A 17303-nucleotide genomic window follows, 5' to 3' on the forward strand; every position below is an offset into this window, starting at 1 on the left:
CTGCCTCAACGGCGAGGCGCAGGGAGAACGGTCATGCACAGCTGGTTTCGCGCGCGGCTCGCCCCGGTGCTGGCGTGCCATCTCGTCCTCGTTGCATGCGGCGGCGGCGGCGGTGGTGGCCCGGATGCCCCAGTGGCGGCCGCTGCCGGCCGCGCCGAAGCCACCGTCTTCCATCCCATCGACACGCAGCTCCAGCAATGCGCGGCCCTGCGGAGCTTCACCTATCCGGCGTTGACCGTGTCCTCCGCCGACAGCATCCCTGCCGGCCCCGTCTCCGGCGTCGAGACCGGGCCGCACTGCCGGGTCACCGGCTTCATGAACCGGCGCAGCGGCGTCAACGGGGCGTACGCCATCGGTTTCGAGATGCGCCTGCCCGCCAGCTGGAACGGCCGCTTCTTCTTCCAGAACAACGGCGGCTTCGACGGCGTCGTCCTCCCGGCCATCGGCATGCAGCTGGGTGGCGGCCACACCAGCAGCGCCCTGTCGATGGGGTTCGCCGTGATCAGTTCCGACGCGGGCCATTCCGCTGAACAGAACCTGCCCGGCCCCGGCCATTTCGGGCTGGATCCGCAGGCGCGGCTGGACTACGGCTATCAGTACATCGGCGTGCTGACGCCGATGGCGCGCGACCTCGTGCGCGCCGCCTATGGCCGCGCGCCCGACCGTTCGTACATCGGCGGCTGTTCCAACGGCGGCCGGCAGACGCTGGTGGCCGCGGCGCGCTATCCGCAGTTGTTCGACGGCTATCTGGCCGGCGCGCCCGGCTTCAACCTGCCCAAATCGGTGGTGCAGATGCTGTGGGACACGCAGCAACTGGCCTCGGCCGCATCCACCACGCTCCCCGACGGGTTGCCCGACATCACGAGCGCACTGAGCCCCGCGGAACGCAAGCTCGTGGCCCGCCGCATCGTGGAGAAATGCGACGCCATGGATGGTGCGCGTGACGGCATGGTGCTGGACGTGAAGGCTTGCCACGCGGCCTTCGACTTCCAGGCCGACGTGCCTTCGTGCGGCGCCGCGCGCGACGGCAACTGCCTGGACGCGAAGCAGAAGGCCGCGCTCACCCGCATGCATGCCGGCGCCAGCAACAGCGCGGGCCAGGCGCTGCACGCGAGCTTCCCCATCGACCGCGGCATCGCCTACGACGACTGGCTCTCGTGGAAGTACCACCTGAACCCCGGCGTGGGCGCGAGCGCCATGCCCTACCTGATGACCAGCCCACCGGCCCAGGTGCGGGGCGACTCGCTCCTGAAGTACTCGCTCGATTTCAGCATGGACCTGGATGCGCCGAAGATCCATGCCAGCGGTGGCGCTTACCTGCAGTCCGCCATGCAATACCTGAGCCCGCCCGATCCGGCGGACCTGTCGGCGCTGAAGCAGCGCCGCGGCAAGATCCTGGTGACGCATGGCACCTCCGACCCCGTGTTCTCCTCGGACGACACCGCGGCCTGGTACGACGCGCTGCGCCGCGCGAACAACGGCGACGCCTCCGATTTCGCCCGCTACTTCCCCGTGCCCGGCATGGGGCACTGCGTCGGCGGCGCGGCCACGGACCAGTTCAATGGCATCACAGCCCTGGTGGAATGGGTGGAGCAGGGCAAGGCGCCCGCCACCCTGCTCGCCACGGCGCGTGGGCCTGGCAACCCCGGCGGCGCGAACCCCATGGTGCCGGCCGATTGGTCGCCCGGCCGCACCCGGCCCCTCTGCCCCTATCCGCAGGTGGCGCGGCTGAAACTGGGCGCGACCGACGTCGAATCGGCGGGCAGCTTCATTTGCCAGTAGCGCTGCTTGGGCGTTACCTGAAGCCGCAGCGCAAGCTCGCGGCGCTGGCGCTGCTGCTGGCTGCCGCAAGCCAGGTGCTGGCGCTGGTGGACCCGATCATCTTCGGCTGGATCATCGACGGCTACGCCAACCAGCGGCATGCGAAGACCGACGAGGAACTGGTGCGCGGCGCGTTGCAGCTGTTGGCGCTCGCGGTGGCCGTGGCCATCGCTTCGCGCGCCTGCAAAGCGGTGCAGGACTACCTGACGCGGCTGGTCGTGCAGCGCTTCGGCACCCAGATCTTCAACGACGGCCTGCGCCAGACGCTGCGCCTGAACTACCAGGAGTTCGAGGACCGCAGCAGCGGCGAGACGCTGTCCCTGCTGCTGCGCGTCCGCGCCGACACCGAGCGCTTCATCAATGCCTTCATCAATGTGCTGTTCGCCTCCGTGGTGGGCCTGGCCTTCCTGCTCTGGTACGCCGTCACCAAGAGCTGGCTGCTGGTGCCGGTCTTCGGCATCGGCCTGGTGGTGCTGGGCGGCCTGAGCGGGCTCCTGAGCCGCCAGATCCGCACGCAGCAGCGCTCGCTCAATCGGGAAACGGCGCGCAGCGCCGGCTTCATCACCGAGAGCCTGCGCAACGTTGCGCTGATCAAGAGCCTGGGCCTGACCTTCCGCGAGATCCGCCGCCTGCAGGCGCAGACCGAGGCGATCTTCGCGCTGGAGATGGCCAAGGTGCGCCGCATCCGCTGGCTGTCGTTCCTGCAGGGCAGCACGCTCAGCCTGCTGAAGCTGTCGGTGCTCTTCACACTGCTCTGGCTGATCTTCCGGGACGTGCTGAGCACCGGCGAGCTGATCGCGATGCAGTTCATCTCGGTCGCCATCCTGGCGCCGCTGCAGGAGCTGGGCACCATCATCCTGGCCTGGCGGGAGGCCAGTTCGTCGCTGGCGAATTTCGCCGAGCTGATGGCCAAGCCGGTGGAACGCCGGCCGGAGGACGCGGTGCACATCGGCCCGGTGGAGTCGTTGCGCTTCGAAAACGTGGTGTTCCGCCACCGCGGCGCGGCCCAAAACGCGCTGGACGGCGTCAGCTTCGAGGCGCGGCTCGGCGACACCATCGCCTTCGTCGGCCCTTCGGGTTCCGGCAAGTCCACACTCGTCAAGCTGTTGCTCGGGCTGTACCGGCCCGCGGAGGGGGAAGTCTTCTTCAACGAGGTCAGCACGCGCCGCCTGCGCTACAACGAGGCGCGCCGGCAGGTGGGCTATGTGACCCAGGAAACCACCCTCTTCGCCGGCACCGTGCGCGAGAACATGCTGTTCGTGCGGCCGGATGCGGACGACCTCCAGATCCTGGAGGCGCTGGACCAGGCCCAATGCACCGCGTTGCTGGCGCGGCTGCCGCAGGGCCTGGACACCGTCATCGGGGAGGGCGGCGCCAAGTTGTCCGGCGGTGAGCGGCAGCGCCTGTCCATCGCCCGGGCGCTGCTGCGCGAGCCGCGCCTGCTGGTGTTCGACGAGGCGACATCCGCCCTGGATTCGTTGACGGAGGAGCAAGTGACCGAAACCGTGCGGCGCGTGTCGGCGGCCCGCAACCGCATCACCCTGCTGATCGCACACCGGCTTTCCACCGTGCTGCACGCCGACGCCATCCACGTCCTGGAGATGGGGAAGTTGGTGGAACGCGGCTCGCATGCGGAATTGGTCGCACAGAAGGGTCTTTACTATGCGATGTGGCGGCAGCAGATCGGCGAGCGGCTTGCCAACCCCGCCACTCTGCAGTAGCGTTGGCGACCTTCCCACCGAACCCGGACCCGAAAGCGAAAAAACGATGACGACCCGATGGATGCCCCTGATTTGCGCGGCCGGCCTGCTGTTCGCGGCCGCCCAGGCGACCGCGCAAGCCCATAAACCGCTGTACAAGTGCACCGACGCCAAGGGCAAGCCCGTCTACACCCAGATGCCTTGCGAAGACGCCAAGATCGTCGGCGAGAAGAAGCCCAAGCCGGATGCCCGCAAGGAAACGCCGCCGCAGGACCGCGCGCGGGCCGCGAACCGGGCCCGCCTGAGCCCCGAGGAACTGCAGAAATGCGACGGCCTGGCCGCGACGATCAAGGACCAGGAGGCCACGCTGAAGGCCAAGCCGGCACCGCACAATCCCGAGGACGAGCGTCCGCTCACCCAGAGCCGCAAGGAATACCGCGAGATGCGGTGTGCCTGAGGTTCAATCCTCCAGCACCCGCACCTTCACGCTCTTGCCCTTGATCCGGCCTGCATCCAGCCGGGCCGCGGCATCATTCGCGATGCCGCGCTCCACCGCCACGTAGGTGGAGAACTCGTTGACGTCGATCTTGCCGACCTGTTCGCGGGTGTAGCCCAGGTCGGCGGTGAGCGCCCCCAGCACGTCGCCAGGCCGGATCTTCTCCTTGCGCCCGCCCTGGATGTGCAGGGTGGCCATCGGCGGCACCAGCGGTCCCTTGCCGGTGGGCGTCAATTCGTCGAGCGGGAACCACGCCGACTCGCGGCCTTGCAGCACCTCGATGCGGCCGACGGCGCCCATCTCGTCGAGGCTGGCCAGACACAGCGCCAGGCCGGATTCGCCGGCCCGTCCCGTGCGGCCGATGCGGTGCACGTGCACCTCGGCATCCGGCGTCACGTCGACGTTGATCACCGCCGCCAGGTTCGCGATGTCCAGGCCGCGCGCCGCGACGTCGGTGGCGACCAGCACCGAGCAGCTGCGGTTGGCGAAGCGCACCAGCACCTGGTCGCGTTCGCGCTGCTCCAGCTCGCCATGGAGCGCGAGCGCACTGAAGCCGCGCGCCTGCAGGTCCGCGGCCACCTCGCGGCAGCGCGCCTTGGTGTTGCAGAAGGCGAGCGTGCTGGCGGGCCGGAAGTGGTCGAGCAGGCGGGCCACGGCCGGCAGCCGCTGCGCCTCGGTCACTTCGTACCAGCGCTGTTCGATCTGCGCGCCGGCATGCTGCGCTTCCACCTTCACCGCGAGCGGCGAGCGCATGAACTGCGCGGCCAGCTTCGCGATGCCTTCCGGATAGGTCGCCGAGAACAGCAGCGTCTGCCGTTCGGGCGGACACTGGCGCGCAACCGTCGCGATGTCGTCGAGGAAGCCCATGTCCAGCATCCGGTCGGCTTCGTCCAGCACCAGCGTGTTGAGCGCGTCCAGCCGCAGGCTGCCACGCTCCAGGTGGTCCATCACGCGGCCGGGGGTGCCGACGACGACGTGCGCGCCATGCTCCAGCGTGGCCAGCTGGCCACGCAGCGGCACGCCGCCGCACAGCGTCACCACCTTGATGTTGTCTTCGGCGCGCGCGAGGCGGCGGATCTCCGCCGTCACCTGGTCGGCCAGCTCGCGTGTCGGGCACAGCACCAGCGACTGCACGGCGAAGCGCCGCGTGTTCAGGTTGGCGAGCAGGGCCAGCGCGAAGGCCGCCGTCTTGCCGCTGCCGGTCTTGGCCTGGGCGATGATGTCCTTGCCCAGCAGGGCGGCGGGCAGGCTGGCGGCCTGGATGGCCGTCATCTCCAGGTAGCCCAGCCGCTGCAGGTTGGCCTGCATCTGCGGGCTGAGGGCGAGGGTGGCGAAGCTGGGGGCGGTCATGCCGCGATCATTCCACGAGAACCGCCTCCACCCCGCGGGTGCGCTCCCTAGAGCTTGTTCTTCAGCTTCCCTTTGGGCAGCACGGTCGTCGTCGGCGGCATCGGCCGGTCGGACGTGCCCTCTTTCGGGGGAGAATTGTCCTTCTTGGGCTTTTTCTGAAGCTTGTTGCTGCGCTGTTCACCTTTGGGCATGGCGGCCTCCGTCGTCTGGATGAGCCGAGAATGTAGCAGCCGGCGGGAACGCGACGGTCCGTTCAGTCTCCAATGTTCACCTTCAAGAAGGACCTCATGCCCCGCCGAACCGTCATCAAGCCCATTGTCACCGCGCGCAAGAAGACCGAATCCGTGCAAACCGAGATCCAGCAAGCCGAATCCGACCTGCACGAGACCAACGCGCTGCTGCTCGAGACGCCCGTGGGCCAGGTCACGCGGGCGGACGTGCAGGAGGCGGTGGACCGCAGCGTGAAGGTCGAAGAGCAGTTGCACGATGCCGCGAAGGAGCTCGAGGTGGTGACCGGGCTGCTGCGGGCGGCGGAGGCTGCCGTGGCGCCCGACGATGCAGGCAACCGTTCCGGCGAAGGCGCCGACAGCGTGCTGCGGCACATGCGTCAGGGGTCGGCTCCGGATACGGATGCCGCCCAATAATTGGAATCTGACCCCAATTAAAAGTCGAAGCGGGGAGCGGAGGCGCTGAGGAGCGCCTGCCGCGGCTGGGCGCCCCACAGTTCGGCCAGCACGCCGGTGAGCGCATCCAACAGGCGCGGCACGTCGGCGGCCGCGCTGGCATGCACACCCTCGCACACGATCAGGACAGTCCGGGTCGCATCGCGCACGGCCGAGAGGCCGCTTTGCCGGTTGGTCCAGCGGCGGGCATGCGAACGGTTCTCCGCGTCCACGAAAGTCACTTCGCCGGGATCCGGATGCTCCATCTCCCCCGAGAACGCCTGGTAGTTCTCCGTGCCATCGGCATGGCGCACCTGCAGCCACCCGGCGATGTGCGCGGTGTCGAGCGCCGCCACCGGGATCGCAAAAGCCATCGAAAGTGCGTTGCACACGTCGACCAGCGGGTGCAGCTGCGGCATCGCGCCTTCCTTCTTGAAGCGGCGCAGCAGCGACTCGGAAGCGCAGCGGTACTGCGTGGGCTTGAGCCCCATGCGCGAGAAGACGCGGCGCCACGCCTGGATCTCCGGCAGCTCGGATTCGGAGAGCGCGGTTTCCAGGCGGTCGCGGGCGGTGGCCTGGAAGCGCGCCACCAGCGGCTGGGCGTCCGCGCCGCTGTGGATGCCTTCGGCGTAGAGCGCGCCGGCGGCGAGCTCGGGATACTTTTGCCAGATGTCGGGGTGGTGGCTGAAATGCATGGCGCCAGTGTGGCGCGCCGGCCAAGCCGCTGTCTAGAACGTTATTGCGGGCGCCGCGCGCGCTGCCAGGCGCCCGGCGTGAAGCCGAAATGCCGGGTGAAGATGCGCGTCATGTGGCTCTGGTCGGCAAAGCCGGTGGCGCCGGCCGCCTGCGTCACGCTCGAGCCGTTGGCGATGAGTGCGCGGGCCCGCTCCGCGCGCCGCTGCAGCAGCCAGGCATGCGGCGTCACACCGTAGGCGGCGGCGAAGCGGCGCAAGAGTTGGTAGCGGCTGAGCCCGGCGATCTGTGCCAGCTCGGACAGCGCGGGTGCGTGGGCCAGGTCGTCGCCCAGGCGCTGGCGGGCCCGCTCGAGGTTTGCCGCGGCGCTTGCCGGCGCGCGTGGCGGCGCGGCGTGGCGGCCCAGCAGTTGGTGGGCCGCCAGCACCAGCGATTCGTCGCAGGGCAGGGCGTCGCACGCGCCGGCCTGCCAGCGGGCCAGATCGCCCAGCAGCCTGCGCCACGCCTGCTGCAGCGGCGCGTCGCTCATGACCGGAAGCGCCAGCGCCATCTCCGCCGCGCCGCCGTTCGTTTCGGCGGCCAGCGCGGCCATCGCTTCAGGTTCGAAATACACCATGCGCCAGGCCCGCGCCTCGCAGTGCAAAGGCCGGCCGTCGTGCACTTCGCCGGGGTTGTGCGCGAGCACGTCGCCGGCGTGCGCGTCCACGGTCAGCCGGCCACTGCTGGAGCGCTGCGCGCCTTGCTCCAGCACGCCGACGCCGTAGAAGTCGTGCGCATGCCGGCCGTAGTGCCGGCCGCTCCAGATCTGCGCCGCATGGATGCCCGGCCAGGGCGAACCCCAGACTTGCGAGCGGTGCAGCGGGGCGGGGGTCATGCCGCGCTCGTGCCGCTGGCCAGCCCCGGCTCCGGCGGCCGCTGCGCAATGAAGCCGGCGCGCACCGCTTCGTAAGCACCCGCCACGCGCAGCAGCAAGGCGTCCGCGCTGTGCTTCGCGATCAGCTGGATCCCCATGGGCCAGCCTTTCTGCGGATGGAATCCGGCCGGCACGCTGATCGCCGGCAGGCCCGCCAGCGTGGCGTACAGCGTCACCTCCATCCAACGGTGGTAGGTGTCCATCGTGCGGCCGGCGATCTGCTTCGGCCAGCGCTCGTTCACATCGAACGGCCACACCTGCGCCGCCGGCAAGGCCAGCACGTCCCAGCGCTCGAACAGCTGGCGCATGTGCTGGTAGTAGGCCGTGCGCACCTGGCTGGCCCGCATGAAGTCCATGAACGAGAGGCCGAGCGAGCAGTCGTATTCCCACAGGGCTTCGGGCTTGATCTTGTCGCGCGCACCCGGCCGATCGATCAGCGCCGCCACCCGCGGCCCGGTGAGGGCGCGCCGCCACGCCAGCCAGCAGTCCCACAGCGCGGCCGGGTCGGTGCCCAGCGACGTTGCTTCGACGATGGCGCCGGCGTCCGTGCAATGCCGCAATGCGTCTTCACAGGCGGCCAGCACGCCGTCGTCCATGGCCAGGTAGCCGCCGAGGTCGCCCAGCCAGCCGATGCGCAGGCCGCGCAGGGTCGATGGATCCGCCGCTGCCGGAGCGTCCAGCCCGGATTGCAACGACAAGGGCAGGGCGGGATCGTGGCCGGCCTGCGTGGCCAGCAGCCGCCCCAGGTCTTGCACCGTGCGGGCCATCGGTCCTTCGGTGCTCAGCTGATCGATCCACACATCGGGCCCGGGCCCGGACGGCACGCGCCCTTGCGTGGGCCGCATGCCGAACACGTGGTTCCACGCCGCCGGGTTGCGCAGCGAACCCATGAAGTCGGAACCGTCGGCGATGGGCAGCATGCGCAGGGCCAGCGCGACGGCGGCGCCGCCACTGCTGCCGCCGGCGGTCACCAGCGGATCCCACGCATTCCGGGTGGCGCCAAACAGCGAATTGAAGGTGTGCGAGCCCAGTCCCAGCTCCGGGATGTTGGTCTTGCCGATGACGATGGCGCCCGCCGCCTTGACGCGGGCCGTCATCACGCTGTCGCGTGCGGGCAGGTTGTCCGCGAGGAGCAGGCAACCCTTGGTCGTCGGGAAGCCCAGCGCATCCGCTGCGTCCTTGATCGCGATGGGCAGGCCATGCAGCCACCCGCGGCTGCGCCCTTGCGCCAGCTCCGCGTCGCAGGTCGCTGCCTGCTCCATCAGCACGTCGGCGGCGGCGAGGTTCACGATGGCGTTGGCCTGCGGGTTCAGCCGCGCGATTCGAGCGAGGTGCGCCTGCATCACCTCGCGACACGACACGGTGCGCGCATGGATGAGTTCCGACAGCGTGCTCGCGTCCTTGAAGATCAGTTCGTCCACCATCGCGGCATCGTAGCGCGCGCCGGGCCGGGCGGCAGTTCGACGCCTCTTTCACGAATGAGAAATCTCATTCACATTCATGAAACCTCGGGCCACCTCCATTGCCGCGCCCGATCCCCGCTCCCATACTGGCCGCCACCCAGGAAGGACGTCCCATGTACGAATCCATCCGCATCGACAAGGCCGGACCGGTCTGGCGCGTCGTGCTGAATCGGCCCGAGGTGCGCAACGCGCACGACCTGGAGATGTTCCAGGAACTGGTGCAGGCCTTCGACGAGGTCGAGCAGGACCCGGATTGCCTGTGCGCCGTGCTCACGGGTGAGGGCGACATCTTCAGCGCCGGGCAGGACCTGCGTTTCACCCGCGGCGCCGACGCACGCGCTATCGATGCCTACGGCCGCTGGAACGTGGCCGCCCGCCAGCGCATCCAGCGCAACCACAAGCCGGTCGTCGCCGCGGTGAACGGCCCGGCGATCGGTGGCGGCACCTATCTCGCCACGGCGTGCGACCTGATCGTCGCGGTGGACACGGCGTATTTCCAGATGCGCGAGATCCAGGCCGGCAATCACGCCGGCGGCGCGTTGCTGTTCACGGTAGGACGTGCGCGCTCGCTCGAGTTGGCGCTGCTCGGCAAGAAGATTCCAGCGCCGCAAGCCGAAGCATGGGGAATGATCAACCGCAGCGTGCCAGCCGCCGGATTCGAGGCGGCGGTCGACGAATACGTGCAGGCGCTGCTGGAGGTGCCGCCGCTGGCGGTGCGCTACACCAAGAGCGCGACCAACCTGCTGCTCGATTCCGCCGGCTTCTCCACGCACCTGGAGGCCGGCGGCGCAATGCAGCGCTACCTGGGCCTCACGCCCGATGGACGCGAAGCCAAGCGCGCGTTCGCCGAGAAGCGCAAGCCGAAGTTCACGGGCGGCTACCCGCGCGTGGCCGAGTGAGGGTGGCACCATGAGCCGTCCGCTCGAGGGCTACCGCGTGGTCGACTTCAGCCACGTGCTGGCCGGCCCCATCGCCACGCACTACCTGTGCATGCAGGGCGCCGAAGTCGTCAAGGTCGAAAGCGGCAAGGGCGACACCATGCGCAACTACGGCGGCGAAGCCTTCGCCGATGGGATGGGGCCGTCCTTCATCTCGGTGAACACCGGCAAGCGTTCGGTCGTGCTCGACCTGAAACGGGCCAGCCACCAGACCGTGGCCCGCAAGCTCGTGGCCTGGGCCGACGTGGTGGTGGAGAACTTCCGCCCCGGCGTCATGCAGCGGCTGGGGCTGGACTTCGCCACCTGCAAGGCGATCAAGCCGGGCATCGTCTACTGCTCCATCTCCGGCTTCGGCCAGTCGGGCCCGTTGCGCGAGAACCCCGCCATCGACCAGATCATCCAGAGCATGTCCGGGATGATGGAGCTGTCCGGTGAACCGGGCAGCACGCCCATGCGCGTGGGCTTCCCGGTGGTGGACACCTTCACGGGGCTGCTCGCTTCCTTTGCCATCGTCAGCGTGCTGGCGCGGCGGGGGGAGAAGAAGGAAAGCCAGTACATCGACCTCGCCATGCTCGACGCCGCGCTGGTGATGATGATGTCCGTGGCCGGCCCCTACCTGGCGGCGGGCGTGGAGCCGCGCAAGACCGGCAACGTGGGCTACAGCAAGTCGCCCACGGCGGACACTTTCCCAACGGCCGAGGGCGACATCACCATCGGCGCCGTGCGGCAGGACCAGTTCGAGGCGCTGTGCCGCACGCTGGAACGCATGGACCTGGCGCAGGACGCCCGCTTTGCCGACCGCAAGCTGCGCCAGCAGAACGCCGCGGCGCTGCGCGACGAAGTGATCCGCGCCCTGGCGGCGCACACCGCCGTGGAGTGGGAGCAGCGCCTGAATGCGAATGGCGTCGCAGCCGGCGCCGTCCGGACGATCCCGCAGGCGCTTGCGCTGGAGCACCTGCAGCACCGCAACCTCACCCAGCCGGCGGGCCTGCACGACAGCCCGCAGGCGCGGGTGTTCCGCACCGGCTTCCTTTCCGGTGGCGCGCAGGCCGGCACTGGCCGGCCGGCCCCGCACCTGGGCGAGCATTCGCATGAAGTCCTGGCCGAACTGGGCTACGACCCGGGGCAGATCGAATCCATCCTGGGCGAGCCTGCGGGCGCCCTCCACCAAGAAGGAGACAAGCCATGAAAAAGCGCCACTTCCTCCGGATCGCGGCCGCCGTGCCGCTGGCCAGTGCCTCACACCTGGCCTGGGCCCAGGCCACGGACTACCCCAACCGGCCGGTGCGCATCATCTCGCCCTTCGCCGCGGGCAGCACCAGCGATACGTCGGCGCGTTTCATCGCGCAGCAACTCACGCAGGCGCTCGGCCAGCCCGTGACGGTGGAGAACCAGCCCGGCGCCGATGGCCGGATCGGCATGATGGCCGTGAAGAACGCGCCGGCCGACGGCTACACCATCGTCGCGGGCAGCTGGACCAACCTGGCCGTCAACACCATCGTCAGCAAGGACCTGCCCTATGACCCGCTGAAGGATTTCAAGCCGGTCGCCGGCATCGGCCGCAGCATGCTGGGCATCGCGGTCTCGGGCCAGTCGGACATCAAGACCTTCCAGGACCTGATCGCGGCGGCCAAGCGCAAGCCCAAGGGCACCAACTTCGGCAACTTCGCGGCCGGTTACCGGCTCGCCACCGAGTGGCTGTCCGGCCTGGCCGGCGTGCAGTTCACGCACGTGCCCTACCGCAGCACCAGCCAGATGAACACCGACCTGGCGGCGAAGCAGATCGACGTGGGCATGGACGGCGTCACCTCCATGACGGCGCTGGTCAAGCAGGGCCAGTTGCGGCTGCTGGCTGTCACCGGCGACCAGCGCCACAGCGAATTTCCGGACGTGCCCACCATCAAGGAGTTCTATCCCGAGTTCTCCATCTACGGCTGGTCGGCCCTGATGGTGCGCTCCGAAGTGCCGGACGCCATCACCAACAAGCTGGCCGACGCGATGACGAAGATCCTCCAGTCCAGCGAAGGCCGTGACTTCGCGAAGAAGGTCGGTTCCGAGCTGCTGCTGCGCAGCACCGGCGAGATGCGCAAGTACCAGGTGGCGCAGATCGAAACGCTCAGGCGCGTGGCGGACGCCGCCGGCATCAAGGCCGAATGAGCTGGCCCTTGTCAGCGCCGGGGCGACGAAGCGGCGAAGGTCTGCGGCAGCGCCTCCATGTGCGCGCGATGCTGCTCCACCACGCCACGCAGCGCCTCGACGAAGCCCTCGTGGTTGGCGCGCAGCGTGACGATGCGCCCGCCCAGTCCCAACACCATGGGAGGCTGGTGCTGCGGCGCGGCCAGCAGCATGGTGATGATGCCGGAGCCCGGCGTGGCCACGCCTTCGCTGAAGGCGTAGCCGCGTTCCCGGCATTCGTCCACCCGTGCCATGAGCTCGTTGAAGCGGACCTGGCGCGCGGGCGGCTCCTGCGCATTGGCGCGGCTCACCAGTGCGCGGATCTCGGCCTTGGGCTTGAGGGCCAGCACCACCAGGCCCATGGCCGAACGCAGCAGCGGGCGCAGCGCGCCGGTGTTGACGTCGGTGCGGTGCAGCGAGTCGGTGCCCTTCACCACCTGGATGTACTGCACCTGCAAGCCGCTCTGGATGCCCAGCACGGCGGTGCAGCCGGTGTCGTCGCGCAGGCGGTACATCAGGCGCACGATCGTGCCGTCCTGCAGCAGGGCATCGTTCACCCAGATGCCCAGCAGCGCGGCGCGCACCGTGGGCACGAAGGTGCGGTCCTCGCGGGCGTAGTCCAGGTAGCCCAGGTCCTTCAAGGTGTTGAGCAGCGCGAACGTGCTGGAGGCCGGGTAGCCGAGCGCGGCGCAGATCTGGCTGAGCGTGGCCGGCGCGCGCCGCTGCGCGAAGTACTCGAAGACTTCGACCACGCGCTGGGCGGACTTGACCGGGGGTGCCATGCGCGCATCCTAGCGGCTCGCCCTTCGGTTCTTCCCATCCTGCTCCCCGGAGACGACGCATGACTCGCCAATCCCAATTCCTTCGCCGGCGCCTGTTGCAGGGCGCCCTCTTGGCGGCCTGGCCGATGGGGTGGGCGCGCGCGCAGGGCTTTCCGTCCAGGACGGTGAAGACCTTGTTGCCGCAGCCGCCCGGCGGCGCCGCCGACCGGCTGGCGCGGGTGATCGGCGAAAAGCTGGAGGCGCGCTGGCAGCAGCCCATGGTGATCGAGCACAAGCCCGGTGGCGGCGTCGTGATCGGCACGTTGGCCACCGCACGCGCGCCGGCTGACGGCCACACGCTGGGTCTGCTCGGCAGCTCCATGAGCATCAACGCCGTCATCCGCAAGGACCTGCCGTACGACACCGTGAAGGAGCTGGCGCCCGTGGCGCGCATCGGCTACTACACCGTGGCGCTCCTCGCCACGCCGGCCGTTGCCGCCAACGACATCAAGGGCCTGATCGCGCTGGCGAAGCAACAGCCCGGCAAGCTCTCGTTCGGCTCCAACGGGATCGGCACCTCGGCCCACCTGGCGGGCGAGATGCTGAATCACATGGGCGGCATCCAGATGCAGCACGTGCCCTACAACGGCGCGGCCAAGATGTACACCGACATGGTGGGTGGACAGATTCCCCTGGGCTTCGCCATCGTGAGTTCGGCCGAGTCCTTCATCAAGGCCGGCCAGCTGAAGGTGCTGGGCGTCACCAGCGCGCAGCGCAGCCAGCTCTACCCCGAGTGGCCGGCCATCGCGGAGACGCTGCCGGGCTACGAGGCCGTCAACTGGGCCGGCTACGTGGTGCCGTCGGGGACGCCCAAGGACGTGGTGCAGAAGCTCGCCGATGACATCCTGGCCGTCATCAAGCAGCCGGATGTGGCGAAGAGCCTGGCCGGCATGGGCATCGACGTCGCGCCGCAGGGGCCGGCGGAGTTCGAGGCCTTTGTCCGCAGCGAGGTCACGCGCTTCGCCGTGCTGGCCAAGCCGCTCAGCGGCCGGATGCAATAGGAGGACCGTCAATGAGCAACGACAACGCGGCCTGGCAATACACCCGGTCCATCGCGTCCGACCCCACCTACGACCTGGTGGTGGCGGGCGGCGGCCCGGCCGGCACCGCAGCCGCGGTCTGCGGCGCGCGCCTCGGCCTGAAGACCCTGCTGCTGGAAGCCACGGGTTGCCTCGGCGGCATGGGCACCTCGGGCCTGGTGGCTTCCTTCGGGCCGGTGTCGAACGGCGAACGCATGCTGGTCGGCGGCTTCATGAAGGAGTTGCTGGAGCGCATGTGGGAACGCCAGGCCTTCGGCCCGCATGTGGTGCAGGAATTCCTGCATTCGCAGCTGAACCGTTGGGTGGCTTTCCGGCCGGAAGCGTTGAAGCGCATCCTCGATGAATTCGCGGTCGCGGCCGGCGTGGAAATCCGCTTCTTCACCCGCGTGATCGACGCCGACATCGAAGGCCGCCGCCTGAAAGGCGTGGTGGCGAGCAACGTGGAAGGGCTACGCTATGTGCCGGCGCGCACGTTCGTCGATTGCACGGGCGACGCGGCGTTGGCTGCCGCTGCCGGCGCCGAGTGCAAGGTGGTGCTGCGCGACACCGACACCGTGGCGCCGAGCACGCTGTGCTCGCTCTACGCGGGCGTGAACTGGGCCGATCCGGCTTATGGCGACGGCGGCTGGAAAGACCTGGACACGGTGCGCAACCGTACCAAGACCGAGCTGCTGGAGAAGGCCATCGCCGATGGCCACTTCTCGCAGGAAGACCGCTTCATGCCCGGCATGAACAAGATCGGGCAGCACAGCGGGGCCCTGAACGGCGGGCATGTGTTCAACCTGAACCCGTTGTCGAACCGCAGCCTGTCCGATGGCATGGTGTTCGGCCGCAAACTGGCGGTGGAGTACGAGGCGTTCTACCGCAAGTATGTGCCGGGCTGCGAAGAGATCGAGCTGCTGACCACCGCGCCGGTGATGGGCGTGCGCGACTCGCGCCGCATCGTCGGCGAGTTCGAGCTGGGCATCGAGGACTTCCGTGCGCGCCGTCAGTTCGCGGATCAGGTGGCGGTCTACAACCGGCCGACCGATGTCCACCCGACCAACACTTCGAAGGAAGAGTACGAGCGCTTCCTGAAGGACTTCCACGGCAAGGACAACCTGGGGCACGGTGGCAGCGTCGGCATCCCGTACAGCATCCTGGTGCCGCGCGGCTGGGAGAACCTGTGGGTGGCCGGCCGCTGCCATTCCAGCGACACCAAGGTGCACGGTTCGATCCGCGCGCAGTCGGCGGCCTACATGATGGGCCAGGCGGCTGCGTCGGCGGCGGCGCAGTCCGTGCGCACGGGACAACCCGCGTGCGATCTGGACACGGCGGCCCTGGTCGGCAGTCTGCGGGAGCAGGGGGCCTACCTGCCGCAGGCGGAACTCTCCAGGCACATGACGCGCTGAATTGACTTTTGCTCCCTCTCCCGCTTGCGGGAGAGGGCGGGGGTGAGGGTCCCTCTCCCCAGAGGGGAGAGGGAGCGACATCTGCGAGGCAGCGGGAATTCAGGTATGGTTCGCGCCCAATGCACGACGCCATCCTCTCCGTCACCGGGCTGTCCAAGACCTACGCGACGGGCTTCAGCGCCCTCAAGAACATCGACCTGCAGATCCGCCGCGGCGAGATCTTCGCCCTGCTCGGCCCCAACGGCGCGGGCAAGACCACGCTGATCAGCATCGTCTGCGGCATCGTGAATGCGACCGCCGGCAAGATCACGGTGGACGGCCACGACATCGCGGCCGATTACCGGGCCGCGCGGGCCATCATCGGCCTGGTGCCGCAGGAGCTGACCACCGAGGCCTTCGAGACGGTGTGGAACACGGTGTCGTTCAGCCGTGGCCTGTTCGGCAAGGCCGCGAACCCGGCGCACATCGAGAAGGTGCTGCGCGACCTCTCGCTCTGGGACAAGAAGGACAACGCCATCCGCACGCTCTCGGGCGGCATGAAGCGCCGCCTGCTGATCGCCAAGGCGCTGTCGCACGAGCCCAAGCTGCTGTTCCTCGACGAACCGACGGCCGGCGTCGACGTGACGCTGCGCCAGGAAATGTGGCAGCTGGTGCGTGCCCTGCGCGAAACCGGTGTCACCGTGATCCTGACCACGCACTACATCGACGAGGCCGAGGAGATGGCCGACCGCATCGGCGTCATCAGCAAGGGCGAGATCATCCTGGTGGAAGAGAAGACCGAGCTGATGCGCAAGCTGGGCACGAAGCAGCTGACGCTGCAGCTGGCGCAGCCGCTGGCGGCGCTGCCGGCGAGCCTGGCGAACCAGCCGCTCGTCCTGGGCGCCGGCGGCAACGAACTGACCTACACCTACGACGCGCGGCAGGACCATTCGGGCATCGCGGAACTGCTGCAGGCGCTGGATCACGCCGGCATCGCGTTCAAGGACCTGAAGACCAGCCAGAGCTCACTGGAGGACATCTTCGTCAGCCTGGTGAGGGAGAAGGAAGCATGAACCTGCACGCCATCCGCGCCATCTACCGTTTCGAGATGGCGCGCACCTTCCGCACGCTGCTGCAAAGCATTGTCTCGCCGGTGGTGTCCACCTCGCTCTACTTCGTGGTGTTCGGCTCGGCCATCGGCTCGCGCATCCCCGAGGTGGGCGGCGTGAGCTACGGGGCGTTCATCGTGCCCGGGTTGGTCATGCTGTCGCTGCTGACGCAGAGCATCTCCAACGCCTCCTTCGGCATCTACTTCCCCAAGTTCACGGGGACGATCTACGAGCTGCTGTCGGCACCGGTGTCTACCCTGGAGATCGTCATCAGCTATGTCGGTGCGGCCGCCACCAAGTCGATCGCGCTCGGGCTGATCATCCTGGCCACCGCGGCGCTGTTCGTGCCGTTGAAGATCGAGCATCCGGGCTTCATGCTGCTGTTCCTGGTGCTCACCTCGGTCACGTTCAGCCTGCTCGGATTCATCATCGGCATCTGGGCCGACGGCTTCGAGAAGCTGCAGTTCATCCCGACGCTGATCATCACGCCGCTCACCTTCCTGGGTGGCAGCTTCTACTCCATCGACATGCTGCCGCCGTTCTGGCAAAGCGTGAGCCTGTTCAACCCGGTGGTGTACCTGGTGAGCGGCTTCCGCTGGAGTTTCTACGGCGTGTCGGACGTGGGGGTCGGGATCAGCCTGGGCATGACGTTGCTGTTCCTGGTCCTGTGCCTGGGCGCGGTCGGGTGGATTTTCAAGACGGGGTACCGGTTGAAGAGTTGAAGGGCGCGTCGCCCTCGCAGGCAAAGCCGC

General features: G+C 68.7%; 17 protein-coding genes. 11 read left to right on the plus strand and 6 right to left on the minus strand.

The window, feature by feature from the left end:
- Positions 1–33: 33 nt before the first annotated feature.
- The 3 genes from FN976_RS19295 to FN976_RS19305 all read left to right on the plus strand — a co-directional run bounded on the left by FN976_RS19295 (position 34) and on the right by FN976_RS19305 (position 3978).
- Entirely contained in the window at positions 34–1782 is a 1749-nt protein-coding gene (locus tag FN976_RS19295; protein WP_145894692.1) for a tannase/feruloyl esterase family alpha/beta hydrolase, read from the plus strand.
- A complete protein-coding gene (locus FN976_RS19300; RefSeq protein ID WP_145894693.1) occupies positions 1773–3542 on the plus strand; it encodes an ABC transporter ATP-binding protein in 1770 nt (589 codons plus the stop codon). Before FN976_RS19295 ends, FN976_RS19300 begins: the two co-directional genes overlap by 10 nt.
- Before the next feature lie 61 nt (positions 3543–3603).
- Positions 3604–3978, plus strand: coding sequence for a DUF4124 domain-containing protein (locus FN976_RS19305; protein ID WP_222432852.1), 375 nt, complete (start codon positions 3604–3606; stop codon positions 3976–3978).
- A 3-nt stretch (positions 3979–3981) separates the two neighbouring features.
- On the opposite strand, the gene dbpA is transcribed toward FN976_RS19305, so the two are convergent.
- Both dbpA and FN976_RS28940 read right to left on the minus strand, forming a co-directional pair.
- Positions 3982–5367, minus strand: coding sequence for an ATP-dependent RNA helicase DbpA (dbpA, locus tag FN976_RS19310; RefSeq protein ID WP_145894695.1), 1386 nt, complete (start codon positions 5365–5367; stop codon positions 3982–3984).
- A gap of 47 nt (positions 5368–5414) precedes the next feature.
- Positions 5415–5558, minus strand: a complete 144-nt coding sequence (locus FN976_RS28940) for a hypothetical protein (protein ID WP_186511009.1) — start codon at positions 5556–5558, stop codon at positions 5415–5417.
- A 96-nt stretch (positions 5559–5654) separates the two neighbouring features.
- Here FN976_RS28940 and FN976_RS19315 point away from each other — a divergent pair, with 96 nt between their 5' ends.
- A complete protein-coding gene (locus FN976_RS19315) occupies positions 5655–6011 on the plus strand; it encodes a hypothetical protein (RefSeq protein ID WP_145894696.1) in 357 nt (118 codons plus the stop codon).
- Between the two features lie 17 nt (positions 6012–6028).
- On the opposite strand, the gene FN976_RS19320 is transcribed toward FN976_RS19315, so the two are convergent.
- Genes FN976_RS19320 through FN976_RS19330 form a run of 3 tightly spaced genes read right to left on the minus strand, consistent with a single transcriptional unit; the run spans position 6029 to position 9059 of the window.
- Positions 6029–6724, minus strand: coding sequence for a B3/B4 domain-containing protein (locus FN976_RS19320; RefSeq protein ID WP_145894697.1), 696 nt, complete (start codon positions 6722–6724; stop codon positions 6029–6031).
- A 41-nt stretch (positions 6725–6765) separates the two neighbouring features.
- The gene (locus tag FN976_RS19325; RefSeq protein ID WP_145894698.1) at positions 6766–7596 is read right to left on the minus strand and encodes a helix-turn-helix transcriptional regulator; all 831 of its coding nucleotides are present in this window, start codon (positions 7594–7596) and stop codon (positions 6766–6768) included.
- Positions 7593–9059 (minus strand): amidase, encoded by a 1467-nt coding sequence (locus tag FN976_RS19330; RefSeq protein WP_145894699.1) that lies wholly within the window; start codon positions 9057–9059, stop codon positions 7593–7595. Before FN976_RS19330 ends, FN976_RS19325 begins: the two co-directional genes overlap by 4 nt.
- A gap of 152 nt (positions 9060–9211) precedes the next feature.
- Between FN976_RS19330 and FN976_RS19335 the strand changes: the two genes are divergently transcribed.
- From FN976_RS19335 to FN976_RS19345, 3 genes are read left to right on the plus strand one after another with little or no spacing between them, the layout of a single operon-like run.
- The gene (locus FN976_RS19335; RefSeq protein WP_145894700.1) at positions 9212–9997 is read left to right on the plus strand and encodes an enoyl-CoA hydratase/isomerase family protein; all 786 of its coding nucleotides are present in this window, start codon (positions 9212–9214) and stop codon (positions 9995–9997) included.
- Between the two features lie 10 nt (positions 9998–10007).
- Positions 10008–11225, plus strand: coding sequence for a CaiB/BaiF CoA transferase family protein (locus tag FN976_RS19340; RefSeq protein ID WP_145894701.1), 1218 nt, complete (start codon positions 10008–10010; stop codon positions 11223–11225).
- The gene (locus FN976_RS19345; RefSeq protein WP_145894702.1) at positions 11222–12193 is read left to right on the plus strand and encodes a Bug family tripartite tricarboxylate transporter substrate binding protein; all 972 of its coding nucleotides are present in this window, start codon (positions 11222–11224) and stop codon (positions 12191–12193) included. Before FN976_RS19340 ends, FN976_RS19345 begins: the two co-directional genes overlap by 4 nt.
- An 11-nt stretch (positions 12194–12204) precedes the next feature.
- On the opposite strand, the gene FN976_RS19350 is transcribed toward FN976_RS19345, so the two are convergent.
- On the minus strand, positions 12205–12993 hold the full coding sequence (locus FN976_RS19350) for an IclR family transcriptional regulator (RefSeq protein WP_145894703.1): 789 nt from the start codon (positions 12991–12993) through the stop codon (positions 12205–12207).
- Positions 12994–13052: 59 nt separating this feature from the next.
- Between FN976_RS19350 and FN976_RS19355 the strand changes: the two genes are divergently transcribed.
- The 4 genes from FN976_RS19355 to FN976_RS19370 all read left to right on the plus strand — a co-directional run bounded on the left by FN976_RS19355 (position 13053) and on the right by FN976_RS19370 (position 17273).
- Positions 13053–14033, plus strand: coding sequence for a tripartite tricarboxylate transporter substrate binding protein (locus tag FN976_RS19355; RefSeq protein ID WP_145894704.1), 981 nt, complete (start codon positions 13053–13055; stop codon positions 14031–14033).
- An 11-nt stretch (positions 14034–14044) separates the two neighbouring features.
- Positions 14045–15463, plus strand: coding sequence for an FAD-dependent oxidoreductase (locus tag FN976_RS19360; protein WP_145894705.1), 1419 nt, complete (start codon positions 14045–14047; stop codon positions 15461–15463).
- A 119-nt stretch (positions 15464–15582) separates the two neighbouring features.
- Complete coding sequence (locus FN976_RS19365; protein WP_145894706.1) at positions 15583–16515, plus strand: ABC transporter ATP-binding protein; 933 nt, start codon at positions 15583–15585, stop codon at positions 16513–16515.
- Positions 16512–17273: an ABC transporter permease gene (locus tag FN976_RS19370; protein WP_145894707.1), complete on the plus strand. Its 762-nt coding sequence runs from the start codon at positions 16512–16514 to the stop codon at positions 17271–17273. The genes FN976_RS19365 and FN976_RS19370 overlap by 4 nt, the downstream gene beginning before the upstream one ends.
- The last annotated feature ends 30 nt before the right edge of the window (positions 17274–17303 follow it).

This window comes from Caenimonas sedimenti, assembly GCF_007833165.1.
In the GTDB taxonomy this organism is placed as follows: Bacteria; Pseudomonadota; Gammaproteobacteria; order Burkholderiales; family Burkholderiaceae_C; genus Ramlibacter; species Ramlibacter sedimenti.